Below are 19,636 nucleotides of genomic sequence, written 5' to 3'. Positions count from 1 at the left end.
TTTTTAAAAAGCTTTTATTAAGATTTTATAAATTTTTTAATTAGGTAATTGTTTTTATGCAGGTAAATGTATTATGATATAGACTGTCTAGACAAGAAGATGTGAATGCTTAATTATGTTTATTAAAGAATGAATATGAAAGAAGGACTTAAATGAACAAACAACTATTGAATTTTCAAAAGTATTTTTATCTTAAATATTTAAAACAATCATCCTCAACACATCGGATGACATATTGGGTAAAATTGGATACCCGTATTGATTGTCATCAACTGATGTATGCATTATTAAATGTCGTACAACACCAACCTGTATTAAGATCACAATTCAATATTGATGATTCGGATGATTTATGTGTAAGCATTCGAGAATTTTTCCCGTTTATTGAATTAAAAGCTTTCGATGACTATTCCAAAAATATTGATATCGAAAGTTTCTTCCAACAAAAATTGAATTCATACTATTTAAATCAATTACCTCAATTTAACTTTACAATTTATCAATTTCTTGATGAAGCATACTTACTTTTAGATTTCCATTCTATGATTTTTAACGATAACCAATTACAAATATTTTTATCAGAATTAAATAAGGCTTACAAACATTCACTCAATCAGCATGCTGGAATATCTCAATTCTATATGACGGTACAAAAGATAAACGAAAAAGCATGCAATCCAAATGCACCAAAAGACTTTAATCAATTTAAAGTACTTCATGCAGATAATGAAAATTATGCCTATATGCCTGTAAAAAATGTCTATGATAAAAAAGAGATGCGCTATGTACGTACACAACTCTCATCATTTGATATCCATCGATTAGCTGTTAGCACATATTTGGCACATCACTTTATGAGTCAATCAAACGAAGTGGCATTGAACATCCACTTCCCAGTAGCGAATAAACAATCAGAGTTGTTGATGGTACCGAATTCAAATGTGTCCCCAGTATGTTTATACATTGACCAACACGCATCCGTAGACAGTCTGTTAACAGCTTGGACATCCGCAATTCATTCATTACAAAACCATGGTGCGTCATTCATTACAGAAGCAAATGCTGACGTCATGGAATTAGAAAGTATGTTTCATGTAACACCAGTTGTTGCCGACTTTGAACTTCATCAAGTTTCACATGAGGTACATCGTTTGTACAACAATAAATCTTCATTAGCGAATATTGAAATCTATCCACTCGCAAATGGTGGTTTTGACTTAGTTTACGATGCAAATGCCTATGATGATTTAACGATTCAAACATTACGCCGTTTAATTACAACCATTTATATGCAATCTGTAAATCAACCAACTATGTTAGTACAAGAGATTCAATTAAATGATCAAACTGACTTACAATTATACGAAAGAATAAATAGTCATAGTATGACCCAACTGAATGGTAATGATGCTTATCAAACTGTAATGAGCCGCTTCGAATATCAAGTTAATCAACATCCTGATGCAATCGCCTTACAATTTGAACAGCAATCTATGACATACCGTCAGTTAAATCAACAAGCCAATTACATTGCACACTTATTGAGAACGACTTATGGCATTCAACCAAATGATACGGTCGCTTTAATTATGGAACGTAGTATGGAAATGATTGTAGCTATATTAGGTATTCTAAAATCTGGTGCTGGCTATCTACCTATTGATCCAGACTATCCACAAGAAAGAACACACTATATTCTTAAAGATGCGATGCCTAAAGCGATAATCACATATCATATAACACTGCAGTCAGACTTACCTCTTATCAAAATGGAGGAAATCAATTGGGAAGAATGCACGTATATTGATAATCTGCCACACATTAATACACCAGAAGACACTGCCTATGTCATCTATACTTCTGGAACAACCGGTAAACCTAAGGGAACTGTCATCGCACATAGAGGTATCGATCGCCTAGTTCACCAACCTAACTATGTTGAACTTAACGATGACACGGTGATTTTATTATCAGGAACGATTGCCTTTGATGCTGCAACCTTTGAAATTTACGGAGCTTTATTAAATGGTGGTCGCTTAATTATCACATCAAAAGATACTTTACTTGATTCTAAGCAATTGGGCCAAACCATTGCAGATAAACAGGTCAATACAATGTGGTTAACTTCATCACTTTTCAATCAAATTGCCAGTGAGCGTATCGAAGTGTTAGAATCTCTCAAATATTTACTTATCGGTGGAGAAGTGTTGAATGCTAAATGGGTAAACCTATTGAATTCACGTGCACGACACCCACAAATAATCAATGGTTATGGTCCAACTGAAAATACAACGTTTACGACCACTTATGCTATTCCACCAAAATTGCCTGCACGTATTCCAATTGGTAGTCCGATTAATGGAACGACTGTCTATGTCATCCAAGGTCAACGATTATGTGGTGTAGGTGTGCCTGGGGAATTATGTATTGGTGGTTCAGGTTTAGCAAAAGGTTATTTGAATCAACCTGAGCAAACGCAACAGAGCTTTGTTAAATCTCCATTAAATGGGGAAGCGATTTATAAAAGTGGTGACTTAGTTCGTCTACAAGAAGATGGTAATATCGACTACATTAGTCGTATCGATAAGCAAGTGAAAATTCGTGGTTTCAGAATCGAATTATCAGAAATTGAAAAAGCAATCGAAGCGATACGCGATATTAATAAAGCTGTCGTCGTTGTGCATGAACATGAGCAAGATCGTGATAAACAAATTGTGGCATATTATGAGGCTTCTCAACCACAATCAACAAGCACATTGAAGAAGTTATTAAGTCACACGCTACCTAATTATATGATTCCAGTTCATTTTATGAAAATAGACAAAATTCCTATTACAATCAATGGTAAGTTAGACACACGTGCTTTACCAGATATTGATATGATTGATGAATCCAATTATATTGCGCCACGTAATGAACTTGAACGCGTCCTTTGCCGCATATTTGAAGAAATTTTACATGTTGATCGCGTAGGTATTAAAGACAATTTCTTTGAACTGGGTGGTCACTCATTGAGAGCGACATTAGTGGTTAATCGTATTGAAGAACAACTTCAAAAGCGCCTTAAAGTTGGAGATATTATGAAGTCTCCTACTGTTAAAGCCCTTAGTCAACAGCTTAAAGAGACTCAAAATGAACACTATGAAGTGATTCCTAAAGCTTCAGAAGATACGCAATACGAATTAAGTGCTGTTCAAAAAAGTATGTATTTATTATGGAGTGTAAATCCAAAAGATACCGTATATAACATTCCATTTTTATGGCGCCTTACTTCAGAATTAAATGTCGATCAATTGCAACGTAGCTTGTCACAATTAATTCAGCGCCATGAAATATTACGTACTCAATACATTATTGATCATAATGAAGTTAAACAACGCATTGCGAAAGATGTTATTCCGGACTTTGAGGAAGTAACTACAGATTTAACGGATGAACAAGATATCATTCATGCCTATATGCAACCTTTCAACTTGGAAAAACCAAGCCAAATACGCATGAAATATATTCACTCTCCTGAACATCACTATTTATTTATTGATACACATCACAGTATCAACGATGGCATGAGTAATACGATTTTATTAGCAGATTTGAATGCGCTATATCAAAATAAATCTTTACCTCAATTGTCATTACAATATAGAGATTATAGTGAATGGATGGCACAACGTGATTTATCAACACAACGCCATTATTGGCTTGAACAATTTGAAGATGGTGTACCTGTGTTAAATATGCCAACAGATTATCCTAGACCAAGCATTAAAACGACACATGGTCATATGATGACATTTCATTATGACCAAACATTCAAATCACAACTCAAGTCTTATGTTGAACAACATCAAATTACTGATTTTATGTTCTTTGCGAGCGCAATTATGGTGCTGCTTCATAAATATACACGACAAGACGACCTTGTTATTGGTAGCGTGATTAGCTCACGAACACATCGAGATACTGAGAATATGCTAGGAATGTTTGCCAACACACTCGTATATCGTGGACAACCGACAAATGACAAGCCTTGGGAACAATTTATTTCTGAAATGAAAGAGACAAGTTTAGCTGCTTATGAACAACAAGAATATCCATTCGAAAGCCTAGTCAATGATTTAGTTGGCGACCGAGATCCTTCGCGTAACCCATTATTTGATGTGATGCTTGTGCTTCAAAATAATGAGACAAATCACGCTAACTTTGGTCATAGTCGCTTGACACATATACCACCTCAATCCACGACAGCAAAGTTTGATCTATCCTTTATTATCGAGGAAGATTATAACGACTATACCGTGAACATTGAGTACAATACTGATTTATATAGTAAAGCAACCATTCCATTGATGGCACAACAACTTGAAAATATTTTCAAATATGTGATTACTACTTCAAATCCAAAAATTAAAGAGATACAAGAAGATCCACATATCTTAGATTGGATAAACACAAACGTTAATTATTATACACGAGACGATACAACCCATGAAACGGTTCAACAGCGCTTTAACCGTGTTGTGAAGCAACATAGTGAAGATGTAGCACTTAGAATGAATGGCCAATCAATGACATATCAAACATTAGATGCCTATGCTAATCAACTCGCATATGAATTAACGGTAAACGGCGTTCAATCTGGGGACCGTATCGCATTACTCACTGAACGCAGCTTTGAAATGATTATTAGCATGGTGGCTGCGATCAAGGTTGGCGCCTCATATGTTCCAATTGATGTGTCACATCCAGATAAACGTATCGATTATATGATTAAAGATGCCCAAGCATCTGCCGTTATCACATATGGCAAAGATATACACATGAATATACCAACCATTGCGCTTGAAACTTTAGAGCTGACAAATAATAACAAACGTCCATTTTCTGAGTATGCGGGCAGTCTAGAAGATGAAATATATTGTATCTATACGTCAGGAACCACAGGTATGCCTAAAGGCGTGTCCATTCAACAAAGCAATATACTTAATTTAGTAAACGCATGGTCAGATCGACTTGAGCTCTCAGAACATGAAACAATTATTCAATATTCAAATTATGTCTTTGATGCATCTGCTATGGATATTTATTCTAGCTTATTAAATGGGCACACACTTGTTATTGCAAATAAAAATGAACGTACTAATACCGAGCTGTTAGAACAACTGATTACAAAGGAAGCAATAACGGTAGCATCCATACCACTTCAAGTATTAAATGTGATGCATCAATTTTACATTCCTAAAATTATTACTGGTGGCGCTACAAGTACACCTTCATTTGTACAGCACATTGCCAAACATTGCGATACGTATTACAATGCTTATGGTCCTTCTGAATCAACCGTTGTAACAACAACTTGGTCACACGCTAAAGGAGACCCAATACCATCAACCATACCAATCGGGCAGCCTTTAGCTAACATTCAAGTTTATATCGTTTCTGAGATGCAATTATGTGGCATCGGTATCGCAGGAGAATTATGTATTGCAGGAGACAGTCTTGCTGCAGGCTACCTTAATCAACCTGAACTGAACGCTCAAGCATTTATAGACAATCCTTTTGGTACAGGAAAACTATATAGAAGTGGTGATTTAGCACGATTTACTCCTGATGGCAACATTGAATTTTTAGGTCGTATCGATAAACAAGTTAAAGTCAATGGTTATAGAATCGAATTAGAAGAAATTGAAAATGTAATCAATGCGCTAGATGGTGTCGATGATAGTGTAGTAATCATTCGTCAACAAGGCGGCCATGATTTATTACACGCCTACTATGTGGGTAATCATGATATAGCATCGCATCTACTTAAACAATTAACTCAATACTTGCCAAAATACATGATTCCTAATACATTCACTGCCATTGATGAAATTCCATTAACAAGTAACGATAAAGTTGATGAATCTAAGCTACCAAATCCTGAAATGCATCACCATCAATTTGAGCCACCAAGAAATGACACCGAGCAAATTTTCGCCTCAATCATGGCAGAAATACTAGATATTTCTGAGATAGGCATAGATGATGACTTCTTTAAATTAGGAGGCAGTTCCTTAGATACTATGGTCCTTATTTCTAAACTTAAAAGGAAACATATTCATCTTACTATGCAAGATATTTATCAATATAAGACAATCCGTCATTTGTCAGCACACTTAGAACAACAAAGTGACGAATCGTGCGTTACTTTACCGGATCACTTACCTCAATTACAGTCATTAATCAAACAACGCTATCAAATGCGTTCAAAACCAATGATAGTAAGACATCTAGGTCATGTGTTATTAACAGGCGCAACAGGTTTCTTAGGCGCATATTTAATTAATGAATTAACCGGTTATACTGATAAAATTACTTGCGTAGTGAGAGGACTGAATAAGAAAGACGCACGTCAATTAGTAGAAGAAAACTTAAGTTGCTATTTTGATCCTGCACATGTTGCTGACTTAATGATACGTATTGAAGTCGTATTAGGTGAATTCTCCAACTTAGATGTATTAAACATCACAAGTCATATTGACACCATTATTCATGCAGGTGCACGGACAGATCATTTTGGAGATGATGAGGCATTTATCAACGTAAATGTGAAAAGTACAGAAGATTTATTAACACTTGCTGAAACACATAAAGCGCGATTTATTTACATTTCAACAATTAGTGTAGGAACAGTATTTGACTCCCATGCCGAGGATTATACTTTTTCAGAACAAGATTTATATAAAGGTCAGCTATTCACATCTCCTTACACAAAAAGTAAATTCTATAGCGAAATCAAAGTGTTAGAAGCAATAGAAGCTGGTTTAGATGCTCAAATCATGCGATTAGGCAACTTAACAAGCGCATATACTGGAAAACTAAATATGAAAAATTTAACAACAAATCGTTTCTCAATCGTCATGAATGATTTATTAAAATTACCATTTATCGGTGACAGTTTTTCACAAACAGAAATTGAATTTTCATTTATTGATATCACTGCAAGAGATATCGTGACACTAGCAATTTCAAATGCCACACCTATCATCTATCACGTCTATTCACCGCATGTACTCACAATGAAAAACGTGTTAGAAGAAACAAAAGATACCGACTTGCCACTGATCAATGATGAGGAATTTGATAAAGCCTTACATGAATTAAACATGCATGAAGTAATTGGATTAAATAGTCAAGCATCCAACCAAATAACTGGTGTCACCCAGTCATCAATGACTCAAAATTTGCTTAGAGATTTAGACGAAGTATGGCCTAAAGTTACACAACATTGGTTATATCAATGGCGGGAACTACTCAATGAAAAATTTGAATGTAAAGAATACCATAGATGAAATTATTTATTACCAAAATGAACCATACTTATAAAGACATTGCGCACTGGATGTCTCAAAGTCATCGACAATTGAAAAAGCCCGAACGTCTAACATATCGTTTTTCTAAGGATAAATGGATGCATCGTATAGGCGACTTATTGATACAATACAGCATCGAACACACCCATGGACTCATGCCAAGCCAATGGTCATATGATATCCAGCCTAATGGACACGTCAAAATTGCAAGCCCAATCGACATCTATGTGAATCTTTCATACAGTTTCCCTTATATTATCTGCGCAATAGACCATTTGCCTATAGGTGCAGATATTGAAGAAATAAAAGGCATGGATGATTTAAACATCGCCAAACAGTTTTCAACAAACGAATTCAATCAAATACAAACACTTGAAGACTTCTATACAATTTGGACCAAAAAAGAAAGTTATTCAAAAATGATAGGAGAAGGTCTAATACGAGGATTAGCATATTACGATGTGACAAAACCATTATACTATCAGCACCACACCATAAAGTTCAAACAACATCTTATAGACAACTGTATCATTCAACTCTGTCATATAAGTAGCAATCATCCATTCGAAATAGTAGATGTGCCTTTAAAACAATTATTTTAATGACAGGAGCGGGACAGAATTCACAATGAATTCGTAGTCCCGCTCTGGCAAGGTTGACTAGGATTGAAAAAACATGGCCTAAGCGTATTTTCAATCCAGTCAGCTACTGCCAATATATAGTTCAAATCCTAACAAATAATTAGATTTCTCATATTTAATTTATTTTTCTTCATTAAATACAAACAAATTCAAAAATAATAAAAATAACGGTGGAAAAATAAAGAACAAAGAAAATACCCCAATGATAAATGGCAATGTAAAACATGCTAAAGGAATACCAAAAATCATCAATAAAATTGATTTACTTTTTTTTAATCGAAACAACTAGTAGCTCCTCCCATTTCTCCAGACACAACACCTATCGCAGATCCAGTTCCTACACTGACGGGTGTTGCACCAATAGCTCCGTAACCAACACCATTTAGCAATTCCACCACCAAGTTCAGCACATTTTTCCCAGTTCGCTCTGAGTGCAGTGCCTTTGTTATTCTCAAGTAATTTAATGTCTCCAACTATATTATTATTCATTAAAAAATTACCCCTATATAAATCACATAAACAATATAATAAAATCATTCACTATCCATAATCTCGTGAATTTACTCATATCTAAGCAGTAGCTCAGTATATTCTTTCACTTGTTGATTAATCCAACTTTCTGTTTTAATAACCGCTTAAATACAGCCAGTTATCTGGTCTCCAAATGAATGTTTGTAATATCTAATGCTACAGTTTTCTTACTGATCCCTTTAACTTTGTTTTTAAAATATGCTTCTTTCCCACTTTTTTCATAATACATTCAATCACCTCAATCTGAGCGTATCAATTATTTTTCATTTTTGCTTATTTTGCCCAAGTATTCATAAGTGTCTTTTTTGTGACATTCATATTATTGATATTTTCTTGATTTCTTTTTGATAACTTGAAGTTAAAGGAGGCGGTCATATTGAACAATATAGTGATTAAAGATGTAAATAAAACATATGACGGTAAAACGTATGCACTTAAAAATATTAACCTTGAAATCAAAAATGGTATGTTTGGGATTTTAGGGAGAAATGGATCTGGTAAATCGACTTTAATGAATATGCTTTCAACCATTCTTCAACAAAGTAGTGGAACTATAGAAATTAATAATATTTCTTTAACTCAAACGAAACAAATTAGAAAAATGATCGGTTACTTACCTCAAGATTTTGATTTTTATCCGAATATGAAAGTAAAAGAAACATTGTATTACTTAGGATTTTTATCTGGAATTCCTAAAGCCAATTTAAAAATAAACGTTGCTGCATCATTAGAAAAAGTTAATCTTGTAGAACATCAAAATAAAAAAGTTAAAAGTTTATCAGGAGGTATGAAAAAAAGATTAGGTATCGCGCAAGCAATTATTCACAATCCACAGGTACTTATAGTAGATGAACCTACAGCAGGACTTGATCCTGAAGAAAGGGTACGTTTGCGTCATTTATTATCCAATCTAGCTAAAGATAAAATTGTCATCATTTCTACTCATATAGTGAGTGATATTGAATCAACCTGTGAAAATATCGCTATCCTAGACAAAGGAGTAATCGCTTATAAAGGATCGATTAAGAATTTAATTGAGCTTAGTGACAATAAAGTTTATGAGATTACTATCTCCCCTTCAAAACTAAATCAACTGAAAAAAAATAATATTTTTATTACAAAAATACAAGAATATGAGCATCTACTAAAAGTCAGATTTGTATCAGAATCAAATCTTGAAGGAACTAGAAAAGTTAAACAAGACTTTGAAGATGCTTATATGTATTTTTTAAAAATGAATCAAGGAGGTAAAAGATGAATCTATTCTTGATAGAAATAAAGAAACTACTTTTTAGTAAAATTTTTATTTTTTACTGTATTCTCGTTATTTTTTTCGTATTTGTTAACTGTAACCAAGTGATTGATAAAAATATTAACTCTGATATTTATCAACCAAAATCTATGACTACTTACACTACAAATAATAAAGTAATCATGAAAAATGCGATAGATAACTTAAAAAAAGAGTTACACAGCAATAACTTCAAAGTGTATCAGTTTGGCTTCTTGAAACAAAAGAAATTAAATAAAGATAAATTAGATAAAATCAAAACCTCTATAAAAAACATGGAAAATTCTAAAGATTTTAAGAGATTCAAATACTACTCTAACAAGGTTTCTCATGAAATAGGATGGGGATCTAATTATTCCGAAAAAAATTTATATTTATTTGGGACTAAACAAATGAGTAAAGAAGATTTTTCAATGGAGAAGAAGATGATCAAAAACAAAGACATTTATTTCGGGGCATATAGCAGATATCTTTCTGATATTGCAGGAGTAATAATAGGAATACTCCCATTCTTTTTAGGTGCTCATATTTATCTTTTAGATAGAAAGAATCATGTATTTAAAACAATAAATTCTAGAAACATATCGTCATTTAAATTAATCCTAACACGCGTACTGGCATTAATCATATTGTCATTTTTACCAATACTATTATTCTCTGTTTATTTCCTAATTAGTTTGTCGGTTGTTCACCCTATTTCAATTAAGGCAATTTTTATATTTTATGAAATTTTATTTATGTGGACTACCCCCACTCTATTAGTAGCATCTATTTTAGGACTATTGATTACTATGATTTTTAATTCTTATTTAGGTTCCCTGATTCAAATAATCATTTGGTTTATTAATTTGAATATAGGTTCTAATTATGTTGAAGGTCATTATGGCAGTTTACTCATTCCTAGACATAATTCACTTTTCAATACTTCATTCTTTTATAATCATTTAAATGACATTCTTATTAATAGAATCAGCTATTGTTTCATAGCCATTCTTTTGCTTTTAATTAGTGTTTGGCTATTTGACTTAAAAAGAAAGGGGCTAACTAGAAGTGGGAAAATTACTCTTCTTAGAAATTAAAACTAACCTTTCAAAGCTTTATCTTGGTTGCGTGATATTTTTTATTTGTAGTTTATTTATGTTTGGTGTGGGCAATCTAACCCATGACAGAATAACACAATTCATTGAACTTATTTTTACACTTCTTGGGATTATTTTATTTACCACAATATATGCAATTGATAATACCCGTAATACGATTTTAATCATTAACTCAAAACGATATCATTATAGATTTTTATTGTTATTACGCCTGTTTTTAACAATTGTGTTCACTATATTGCTGATTTTAATAGGTTTAGTAACTTTTAAAATATGTAACTCTAATGTTGTATTTATACAAGATATATTCATAGCACTGACAAATACAATGTTCATTGGTTCGTTAAGTTTGTTCATAAGTATGATTAGTAAAAATGCCTTGATTGGTTATATGTTTGGCTTAGTTTATTTCTTATTATGTCTAGGGTTTAAGAATATGAGTTTTATGTATTTATTTTCTGAGACCTTTGGCTTTCCGTTTTATTTCAAATTAATACAATTTTCAATTAGCATACTAGTTTCAATAATAACGATTTATATCACAAAAAAAGTAAAAATTTAATTGTTTTTAGATATGCGATTGTGTTTTATAGTACATTAATTATAGGTAATAATTTCTTTTAATAATCCGATATAAGGTGATAACTTATGTATAATATTATGATTGTAGATGATGAGGAAAATATTGTCTCTTTTATTCAAGAAAGTCTTAAATTAGAGGGGTTTAAGACCACTGTCGCATATAATGGGCGTGAAGCTTTGGAAAAAATAAATGAGCATATTCACTTAATTATATTAGATATTAAAATGCCCTATTCTGATGGCTTTGAAGTAGCTCAATCACTTAGTCAGAGTAATATTCCTATTATTTTTTTGACCGCTAAAGATAACCTTGATACAAGACTTAAGTGTTTTTCTTTAGGTGCCAAAGATTATATTGCCAAACCATTTTACATGGAAGAATTAATAGTAAGGATTGAAAATATTTTAACTCAAAATAATAGCTATTCCAAAAATAAAAATATTAAAAAAACTAAAGATCTCATTATTAATTATGATACCTTTAGCGTATATGCGGGAGACCATTTATTAGATATTACGAGAACAGAATTTGAAATCATAAAACTGCTATCTTTGAATTCTAATTTTTATTTTAGCAAAGATCAAATTTATGACTCTATTAATTTTAATAAAATAGGTAATACCCAGGTTGTCTCAGAACACATTCGAAAAATAAGGAAAAAGTTGCATCAATATAGTGACTTTGAATATATAGATACAAAGTGGGGAGTTGGGTATAAATGGCTAGAATAGAAAGTATCAAAACAAAATTACATCGTCTAAATATATCAGTTGTGATCATCAGTATAGTCGTTATTTTTGTCTTACAATTATTGCTTAATATACTTGAATTTTCAAATATAGGACAGTCTCTATATCATGATTTCTGGCATCAACCGCATTACCTTTTTACGATATCTAGTATTTGTATCAATTTATTTATTCCACTAATAGTTATTTATATGCTCACCCGTTTTTTTTATAAAAAGCATTTATCAAGAAACATTGATTATTTAAATCATATTATTAAAAGTTTAAAAAGCGACGATATCGATTTGAAAGTTACAACCACAAATATTAAAGAATTTAATGATGTGATTAACGAAGTACAGAACATTAATACGTTTCTTAAAAAAAGAATAGCGGATCAGTTAACGATTCAAAACAATTTCAAAAAGAAGCTAGAAATCTTTGAACACGACTTAAAAACACCTTTAACTGTCATGCAGGGTCACATTGAACTTTTAAAAAAGATAAATAATTCAGAACTGCCTAATCAAGAAATTAAATCCAAAATTAATAGTGAAACTAAAGTAATCTTTAACGCTCTTGAACGCATTAATAATCAAATAAAAATTCACATTAATAATGTAAAGTTATTACCTAATCATTCAGACAAAATTAATATTGAAAAGGTTATCTCAACTATCAATGAAAGCTATAATAATAAATATATTTTGAAAGATAAAACGATGGACATACAAGTAGACAATAAATTACTTCATAATCATATATTTTTAAATAATCAAATTCTATATCATGTTATAGATAACTTAATTAATAACGCTTTGAAATATGCTAACAAAGAAATTAGTATAAACTTCAAATGCCTAGATCAACGTTTATTGCAGTTCTCAGTTATTAATGACGGTAAACAATTTACTGAAGATGAACTAAAATTTGCTAAAGAATGGGGCGTTAAAGGTAAAGCATCAAATGGCTCAGGAATAGGCTTGTATTTTGCTAATGAAGTTATTAAACAATATAATAGTGAAATCATTCTAGAAAACATTGAAAATAAAGCTAAAGTTAGTTTTATCGTGGATATATCTAAAATGACGTGACAGAACAAGTTAGTTACAACGACGACGTATTTTATGCTGCTTTATGTTCATTTTTTAACGAAGGTCACTGAAAATATTAGCTCAAAGGATATTTAACAAACCCTCGATTATATATTTTAGACTTATAACACGAAATCCCCTCACGCTTGAAAGTCATGAGGGGATTTTTTAAGTGTTTATACCTAAGAGACCGCTTATATCAAGCTATTCTGACAAGATGTCATTTTTTATCGTAGAATCTTCCCTATTACTTTATTATTCTTGAATGATTTAATTTCTTCATTTGGCTACTGAACACTAATATATTAAACATCATATGAATAATAATATTGATAAAAATATCTCTAAAATACAAATAAATCATTGCTTGTATTGTAGCAAAAAAGATTTTTACTATGGAAGACTTTCCTTGATATAGAAAATGAGAGAACACAAAGGTTAGTACTGATAAGATGATGTACTGAATAAAATGATAATGATATATTAAGCTGAAATAATACAAGAAGTATCGGAAATTTAATTCTTCTAGTATTGGGTAAGCAAGTAACACACTTAAAATAAATTTGCTGTTTTTGTTATAAAAGTCGAACAAATTTTTGTTAAACAGTAATGATTTTTCTGTAATATAAACGATTACTGGTGTAATGATAATAACAGATACACATAAGTAAATATTTGTATTACTTAAAAATAAACACGTATCTATTAACAATACGACAATAAGTACCAAAATGTACTTGTAAAATTCAGTTAGGTATTTAAAATACGCTACTTTTCTAATGAAAATAAGCAATATACCTGGAAAACAAGTTAGAAAAAACATTAAACCAATCAGACTATGCCAAAGGATGAGGAATATCATTTATTATTCCTCCTATTTCTTTATATCTTGGATGTAGATAAGGTGGATATGATGGTATAGCTATCGTCAATAATTCAGGTATAAATGTTCTAACGACAACTAAATTTTTATTATAAAATTCTACAGGTGTGATATCTAAATAACACGCATAATGACTTAAATGTTTTAACTCATTAATGATCTCATATAAATCATTGGCGTTTTTAGTATTTTGGAAGGTGTTTTTTCTTTTCTGCATATTAAAATTCAAACCATATTTGGCATAATACATAACATTATCATCTAAATTATCAATAGGATGATTTTCAATATTTTCTGTGACATTTTTAAAATGTGTAGTATTATTCCAAACCTCAGTCATTGTATACTCTAACACGGTAACACATTCCAATAAGCTTCTATAGATACACTGCTCTAAGTTCATATCGCCTTGAACCCCAACGACATATTTAGGTAAGCTTAAATCTTTAGCTTTAGATTTAACCTCACAGACAACAACATGAATAGGTTTATCAAAGCTGATATCAGTAAAAGATACATCGAAATTATCAAGAAATTTGTGCACAATGCTCGGCCGTTTAAACCATTCATTTAGTTTTTCAGCAATATTTACAGAAATCGTCTTTCCTTCAATGCCTCCGTACCACCACAAATTATATGAATCTATTTGTAAAATCTCAATAATAGAGTTAGTTAAACTTTTCTCAAATGTTTCATGACTAGCTGTACCGGTTGAAACACCGCTATTCGTAAACTGTTTTTCATCTTTAAATATCGTTTTATTAAATAGAACAAGCATTTGTAAAGGTACTAAAACATCATGGTCTGGATGATATAGAGATTTCAGTGGAATCCATTGAATAACGTCATCGTCATAAATATAATGTTTGGCGTCTTTTTCCTCAAAATATATATTAATTAATGCTAGAGGTAGTACTAAGCTATTTGTATTTTTTAGTTGTTCTGAAATTTGTGCATGTGACGCATATATGATTTTGCCTTTTAAATTTTGATACAACAGCGTAAAGGCATATCTTTCTGAACTTTCTCCTAAGAATGACGCTAGTGCTTCATTATAATAAATACCATAACCACTCAAATGATAATTCACTTTGAAATCTTCACTTAAGAAGTTTTTTTCAAAATTATTAAATTGAGCCGTCACATAATGATAATTCATAATTGGATATGAATTTAATCCTAAGAAAAAGCTGTTATCTTTCCATATTCCTGCTACATTTCCACCTAATAAGTTTTGTCTATACAGATTATAATTCAAATTATTTTTAAAGGTTATCATTCTCTAACACCCTTTTTAAAATATTTGCTGACTTCATATTTTGCTCTTTAAACAAAACATTATTTATCGTCGAACATGTAGAACAAGTAGACTGACGCTTATTGAAATTAAAGTTGTATTCATATGTGGGTAAATAAAAATGGAGTACATTCCCTATTAGCGTTGAATCCCCGTAAATTTCTATATTATTAATTTCATTTATCATTATACTTAATATATAACTGTATAATTTGAGATTGTACATGCCTTGATTTTGCGCATCCGGAACAAAATAATTTTCTATCGTACCAGGAAACTTAGAAATTAATTGTCGTTCTAAGCATTCATAACAACCCGTCTCTCCATGATGAATATTTGTGAAAAATACATTTTCATTATCATAAAAAGCAAGTGTATATGTCATATCCAACAAGTTTGTTAAAAAGTTAAACGCTTTAATAAAAGGTTGATTGGCATATGATAAAATAACAAAAACATTCATATCTGCAAACTTTGATTGCTGTTTTTTTACAACTTCATTTATAGATAAATTATTTTTTTGATTATTCAAGATTTCAATTTCATGTCTTTCTAAAACTTCATTAAACTCATATATTTCATCAACTTGATCGAGATGATCTTTAAAAAATGCTTTGGCTGCCTTGTCTGTAATAATACAAATTTTATTAAAAGTATCGATTTTTTGATGTATTAAATTCAATTGCGTTAGTTTATTAAAATCTTCTATAATATCGTCATTTTCATTTAATTCTATTTGATTTTCAGCTATTAACGTTTTGAAATTGTCTATAAAATTTTTGCTGCTTTCTTCTTTATCTATAGCTATTGAATGTTGATGTAAATATCCCTTTTTTAATATATACTCACTATTGTTTTCTTCGACAAACAAATCTTTAGGTTTAATAAACGTTTTCATTACTTAACTATTCCTTCCCACATATATTCGTAAATAGTATATGTTCATTAACATGATCTAATTCAAGTAATTTTTCTATATTATTTTTCTTAAAGCCTGCTATTGGGCATCCTGTATAGCCTAATGACGTAATGACTAAATCAAAATTATGCGACATACAACCAATCTCTATCAAACTATTTAATAACGCTAATTCCCCGTATTTCAAAAAACTAGAATTAAAATTATAGCCAAAAAAGACTAAAAAACTACAATTTTCGATATCTATATTATTGCCTTCTAATAAATCATCTGTGTTTATGTCCTTTTGAGCCACAATTTTTAATAATGAGTGACTTATCGGTTGGTATAAATAAATGCCTTTATCATAATCTTCTACATTGTTGATATAAAGATATATATCAATCGGATATAACCCGCCTGCCGATGCATAAAATCGCGTGCTTGTTTTTATATCCCCATATTCCACTTTTCTAGGCGCTATCCCAAAAGAAAATTTAAGTATTGTTGATAATTCTTTACTAGCCATTTCAAAAGATGTGAATTCCCTTGTACTTTTTCTGTGATTTAAAACATTATAAAAAGATTCTTTTATTTTCTTATCACTTTTAGGAAGTGATCTTGTATCTTCATCCTTAATTTCATTCAACATTTGATGTTCATTAACTAAAGCTGCATAATTCGATTCATTATAAGCTAACATGCTTTTGAAATCACTAAGTCTCTGATGATTTACATTTAATAAGTACTTTAAAGATTCTGATTCTTGATTCCCTAAAATAATTTGAGCAAAGTTATTTCGATTATCATTATTTGCAATATTATCGTCATTTAATTTAAATAACGAATGCTGATTAAACATTCCCTTTAACTGATAATTAATCATTGCTTTTTACCTCTTTTTTTAGTTGCTACAAGCAATTCAATAATGATTACTAATAATATGGACAGGGCCACACCTAAAAACATAATATTCGTTATAATTGGCTCTCCACTATCGCCATGGTTGTGTATTTTGTATAAATTTAATCCTAATAAATTTACATCAAAATGCGCATAACCATTTTTATTGATAATAAAATAACCTATTGAAATTGAGATGGCTGTGGTGATGGCAGATAAAACAATACCTGCTAAAATTTCAATAATCACTCGCATTTCTTGTCTCTTCAACATCATTATTCTCCTCATTTCTTAAACTTATAAATACATAAACTTAAAACACCCGTCACTACGATATACAATGAATTTAATTTTAAAAATGATACATCCCACATACGTTCATTTGTCCAAATTGAATAAAAATCATTTGTAGCATATTTGATTGGTATCCAATTTCCTATTTCCTTTAAAACATTGGGGAGTTCCCCATACTGTACAAAAACACCAATAATCATATAAGTAAGAAAAAGCAATATCATTCCAAAAGGTAATAAAACCTTACTCTTTCTTATTAACAAAGCTAAAAATGTTCCTATCATTAACAGAGCGATAATGTTATAAAAAATTTGTAAAAAGAAGGCTATAAAATATTGCGTGTTTGGTAGCGTTAATGAGAAAAATACTTTACCAATAATGATATTTAAAATAACACTAAATATCGCTAAGAAGCAGTATGAAATAATATTAGAAACGATTAAACTACTAATATTTACATCAAAATATTTTAATCGTTTCAGTGTGTCGTTCTCGATGCTTTCACTTAACCAAATTGGAAAGCTAATAAAAGCAATCGGTAGCAGTCCAATACTCGTACTAATTAAAAAATATTTATCTATAAAGTGTCTCCCATTTCCTATACTAAAATTTCCATAAGACATAATAATAACTAACATCATGATGATTGGAAAAATTAATGAAAAGAACACTGATATAGGAACTCTAAATTGCATTTTTATGCTTAACAAAATTTTATTTATCATATTTCCTCCAAAGTTGAGATTAAATATGTTGAGTATATATTTTGCATGTTGATTTTAAATTCTATTTTTCGTTCATTTAATATGTTAATAACGTCGTTCATTTGCTCTTTATTGTGGGTAACAATTTTGTCATTAAAATATACATCAGCATTTATATTTTCAATATCATCTCTAACTAGATGATCTAACTCTTGATTCACTATTTCAATCAGCGCATAGTGATAAAATTTTGAGAAAAATTGATCTATACTCCCGTAATACAATAATTCTCCTTTATCTAATATGATTAATTTATTTGCCCAATTTTCAACCTCATCAAAGTAATGCGTAATTTTAATTACTGCTTTATTTTGGGTGATTTCTTTAGTTTTCTGTAATAAATTTTGTCTTTTTTCATAGTCTAATCCAGATGTTAATTCATCAAATATGTATAGCTTTTTTTGTTTATTTAAGACTAATCCTACAGTTAAGCGCTTTTGTTCTCCCAAGGATAAATCTTTAACAAATTTATTTATAAGATGTTCTAAAGAGAAAGCTTTTGTAAATGCTTTAAATTCTTCACTTCGTTTGCTGTAAGCTGTTGCTAAATAAATTAATTCATGTACTTTGATTAAATCTCCATACTTATTTTCCTGAAAAACAATCCCTATATCTTTAGAACTTATCTTTCTATCAATGACGCCGCTGTAATTTATCTCATTTAATAAACAATTAATTAAAGTCGTTTTCCCCGCGCCATTTTTCCCAATCAGTGCTATTTTATCTTCACTATAAATATTTATAGTACTATTATTAAGGTTTAGAATTTTTCTATTATTGATATCAACCTTTAAATCCTTAATAGTCATTAAACTTTCCATATACTCACCTTTAAAATTTGGAAAAGCTTGATCTATATAGACCAAGCTTCACCTTTGATTTATTGCTCTGCTGTTGAGGCACATGTACAAGAACATGAACAGCTACAAGAACATGAACAACTACAAGAGCAGCAACCTCCTGCATATTGCATCGCTTCAGAACTATTAATGTCTGAATATCCATTAATTGAATGGTTATTGATTTTCATTATTTTTCACCTCCTTCTCCCTAATAATAAATAATGTAAAATTACTATTTATTTAACTAAAAGTTAGCATCCGGTTTTTAAAAAGTCAATAAATTATAATTTTTAAAATATTAATTTTTTGTAAATTTTACAATTTTGTTAATATGCGATTTAATCAACCGTCAAAGTTGTGTTTATGTGTTCGATATGTATATAGAAAAAAGCGGGTCCGGGACATTAAGTTCTTAAACAATGTAAAAAAGAC

15 protein-coding genes are annotated in these 19,636 nt (G+C 30.6%); 6 read left to right on the top strand and 9 right to left on the bottom strand.

Annotation, left to right across the window (positions count from 1 at the left end; translation table 11 throughout):
* Positions 1 to 152 precede the first annotated feature (152 nt).
* Both ausA and ausB read left to right on the top strand, forming a co-directional pair.
* Positions 153 to 7,334 carry an aureusimine non-ribosomal peptide synthetase AusA gene (gene ausA / locus HMPREF2864_RS07110; protein WP_070545403.1) on the top strand — a complete coding sequence of 2,394 codons (7,182 nt, stop codon included), beginning with the start codon at positions 153 to 155 and terminating at the stop codon, positions 7,332 to 7,334.
* Positions 7,331 to 7,957 carry an aureusimine biosynthesis 4'-phosphopantetheinyl transferase AusB gene (ausB, locus tag HMPREF2864_RS07105; protein ID WP_002460956.1) on the top strand — a complete coding sequence of 209 codons (627 nt, stop codon included), beginning with the start codon at positions 7,331 to 7,333 and terminating at the stop codon, positions 7,955 to 7,957. The genes ausA and ausB overlap by 4 nt, the downstream gene beginning before the upstream one ends.
* Positions 7,958 to 8,116: 159 nt before the next feature.
* Here the strand turns inward: ausB and HMPREF2864_RS12160 are convergent, their stop codons facing one another.
* Complete coding sequence (locus HMPREF2864_RS12160; RefSeq protein ID WP_176744213.1) at positions 8,117 to 8,281, bottom strand: hypothetical protein; 165 nt, start codon at positions 8,279 to 8,281, stop codon at positions 8,117 to 8,119.
* Between the two features lie 622 nt (positions 8,282 to 8,903).
* On the opposite strand from HMPREF2864_RS12160, the gene HMPREF2864_RS07095 reads away from it, so the two are divergent.
* From HMPREF2864_RS07095 to HMPREF2864_RS07075, 4 genes are all read left to right on the top strand, one after another.
* On the top strand, positions 8,904 to 9,785 hold the full coding sequence (locus tag HMPREF2864_RS07095; RefSeq protein WP_070545405.1) for an ABC transporter ATP-binding protein: 882 nt from the start codon (positions 8,904 to 8,906) through the stop codon (positions 9,783 to 9,785).
* Positions 9,782 to 10,897, top strand: coding sequence for an ABC-2 family transporter permease (locus tag HMPREF2864_RS07090; RefSeq protein WP_002479171.1), 1,116 nt, complete (start codon positions 9,782 to 9,784; stop codon positions 10,895 to 10,897). Before HMPREF2864_RS07095 ends, HMPREF2864_RS07090 begins: the two co-directional genes overlap by 4 nt.
* A gap of 669 nt (positions 10,898 to 11,566) precedes the next feature.
* Positions 11,567 to 12,232, top strand: coding sequence for a response regulator transcription factor (locus HMPREF2864_RS07080; protein ID WP_002460964.1), 666 nt, complete (start codon positions 11,567 to 11,569; stop codon positions 12,230 to 12,232).
* Entirely contained in the window at positions 12,220 to 13,323 is a 1,104-nt protein-coding gene (locus HMPREF2864_RS07075) for a sensor histidine kinase (RefSeq protein ID WP_037544141.1), read from the top strand. Before HMPREF2864_RS07080 ends, HMPREF2864_RS07075 begins: the two co-directional genes overlap by 13 nt.
* Before the next feature lie 247 nt (positions 13,324 to 13,570).
* On the opposite strand, the gene HMPREF2864_RS07070 is transcribed toward HMPREF2864_RS07075, so the two are convergent.
* The 8 genes from HMPREF2864_RS07070 to stsA are packed head-to-tail and all read right to left on the bottom strand — an operon-like array spanning position 13,571 to position 19,395.
* Positions 13,571 to 14,146, bottom strand: a complete 576-nt coding sequence (locus tag HMPREF2864_RS07070; RefSeq protein ID WP_225306488.1) for a CPBP family intramembrane glutamic endopeptidase — start codon at positions 14,144 to 14,146, stop codon at positions 13,571 to 13,573.
* Positions 14,147 to 14,159: 13 nt separating this feature from the next.
* Positions 14,160 to 15,485 carry a YcaO-like family protein gene (locus HMPREF2864_RS07065; protein ID WP_070545407.1) on the bottom strand — a complete coding sequence of 442 codons (1,326 nt, stop codon included), beginning with the start codon at positions 15,483 to 15,485 and terminating at the stop codon, positions 14,160 to 14,162.
* Positions 15,472 to 16,401, bottom strand: coding sequence for a hypothetical protein (locus HMPREF2864_RS07060; protein WP_002460969.1), 930 nt, complete (start codon positions 16,399 to 16,401; stop codon positions 15,472 to 15,474). The genes HMPREF2864_RS07065 and HMPREF2864_RS07060 overlap by 14 nt, the downstream gene beginning before the upstream one ends.
* A 7-nt stretch (positions 16,402 to 16,408) precedes the next feature.
* A complete protein-coding gene (locus tag HMPREF2864_RS07055; protein WP_002460970.1) occupies positions 16,409 to 17,287 on the bottom strand; it encodes a SagB family peptide dehydrogenase in 879 nt (292 codons plus the stop codon).
* Positions 17,284 to 17,577, bottom strand: a complete 294-nt coding sequence (locus HMPREF2864_RS07050; protein WP_070545409.1) for an LlsX family protein — start codon at positions 17,575 to 17,577, stop codon at positions 17,284 to 17,286. Before HMPREF2864_RS07050 ends, HMPREF2864_RS07055 begins: the two co-directional genes overlap by 4 nt.
* An 11-nt stretch (positions 17,578 to 17,588) precedes the next feature.
* A complete protein-coding gene (locus HMPREF2864_RS07045) occupies positions 17,589 to 18,323 on the bottom strand; it encodes an ABC transporter permease (protein ID WP_002460972.1) in 735 nt (244 codons plus the stop codon).
* Positions 18,320 to 19,183 (bottom strand): ATP-binding cassette domain-containing protein, encoded by an 864-nt coding sequence (locus HMPREF2864_RS07040; protein WP_070545410.1) that lies wholly within the window; start codon positions 19,181 to 19,183, stop codon positions 18,320 to 18,322. Before HMPREF2864_RS07040 ends, HMPREF2864_RS07045 begins: the two co-directional genes overlap by 4 nt.
* 59 nt (positions 19,184 to 19,242) lie before the next feature.
* The gene (gene stsA / locus HMPREF2864_RS12075; RefSeq protein ID WP_103284522.1) at positions 19,243 to 19,395 is read right to left on the bottom strand and encodes a stapholysin S; all 153 of its coding nucleotides are present in this window, start codon (positions 19,393 to 19,395) and stop codon (positions 19,243 to 19,245) included.
* Between the last annotated feature and the right edge of the window lie 241 nt (positions 19,396 to 19,636).

Source organism: Staphylococcus sp. HMSC059F04 (assembly GCF_001812565.1).
In the GTDB taxonomy this organism is placed as follows: Bacteria; Bacillota; Bacilli; order Staphylococcales; family Staphylococcaceae; genus Staphylococcus; species Staphylococcus lugdunensis.
Note: the sequence above shows the minus strand (reverse complement) of the source record. Positions and strands in the feature narration are given on the sequence as shown.

Bases quoted from the DNA above. Each gene is read 5' to 3' on its own strand.
- ausA (WP_070545403.1), top strand. From the start codon at position 153: ATGAACAAACAACTATTGAATTTTCAAAAGTATTTTTATCTTAAATAT.
- ausB (WP_002460956.1), top strand. From the start codon at position 7,331: ATGAAATTATTTATTACCAAAATGAACCATACTTATAAAGACATTGCG.
- HMPREF2864_RS07090 (WP_002479171.1), top strand. From the start codon at position 9,782: ATGAATCTATTCTTGATAGAAATAAAGAAACTACTTTTTAGTAAAATT.
- HMPREF2864_RS07080 (WP_002460964.1), top strand. From the start codon at position 11,567: ATGTATAATATTATGATTGTAGATGATGAGGAAAATATTGTCTCTTTT.
- HMPREF2864_RS07075 (WP_037544141.1), top strand. From the start codon at position 12,220: ATGGCTAGAATAGAAAGTATCAAAACAAAATTACATCGTCTAAATATA.
- HMPREF2864_RS07070 (WP_225306488.1), bottom strand. From the start codon at position 14,146: ATGTTTTTTCTAACTTGTTTTCCAGGTATATTGCTTATTTTCATTAGA.
- HMPREF2864_RS07065 (WP_070545407.1), bottom strand. From the start codon at position 15,485: ATGATAACCTTTAAAAATAATTTGAATTATAATCTGTATAGACAAAAC.
- HMPREF2864_RS07060 (WP_002460969.1), bottom strand. From the start codon at position 16,401: ATGAAAACGTTTATTAAACCTAAAGATTTGTTTGTCGAAGAAAACAAT.
- HMPREF2864_RS07055 (WP_002460970.1), bottom strand. From the start codon at position 17,287: ATGATTAATTATCAGTTAAAGGGAATGTTTAATCAGCATTCGTTATTT.
- HMPREF2864_RS07050 (WP_070545409.1), bottom strand. From the start codon at position 17,577: ATGTTGAAGAGACAAGAAATGCGAGTGATTATTGAAATTTTAGCAGGT.
- HMPREF2864_RS07045 (WP_002460972.1), bottom strand. From the start codon at position 18,323: ATGATAAATAAAATTTTGTTAAGCATAAAAATGCAATTTAGAGTTCCT.
- HMPREF2864_RS07040 (WP_070545410.1), bottom strand. From the start codon at position 19,183: ATGGAAAGTTTAATGACTATTAAGGATTTAAAGGTTGATATCAATAAT.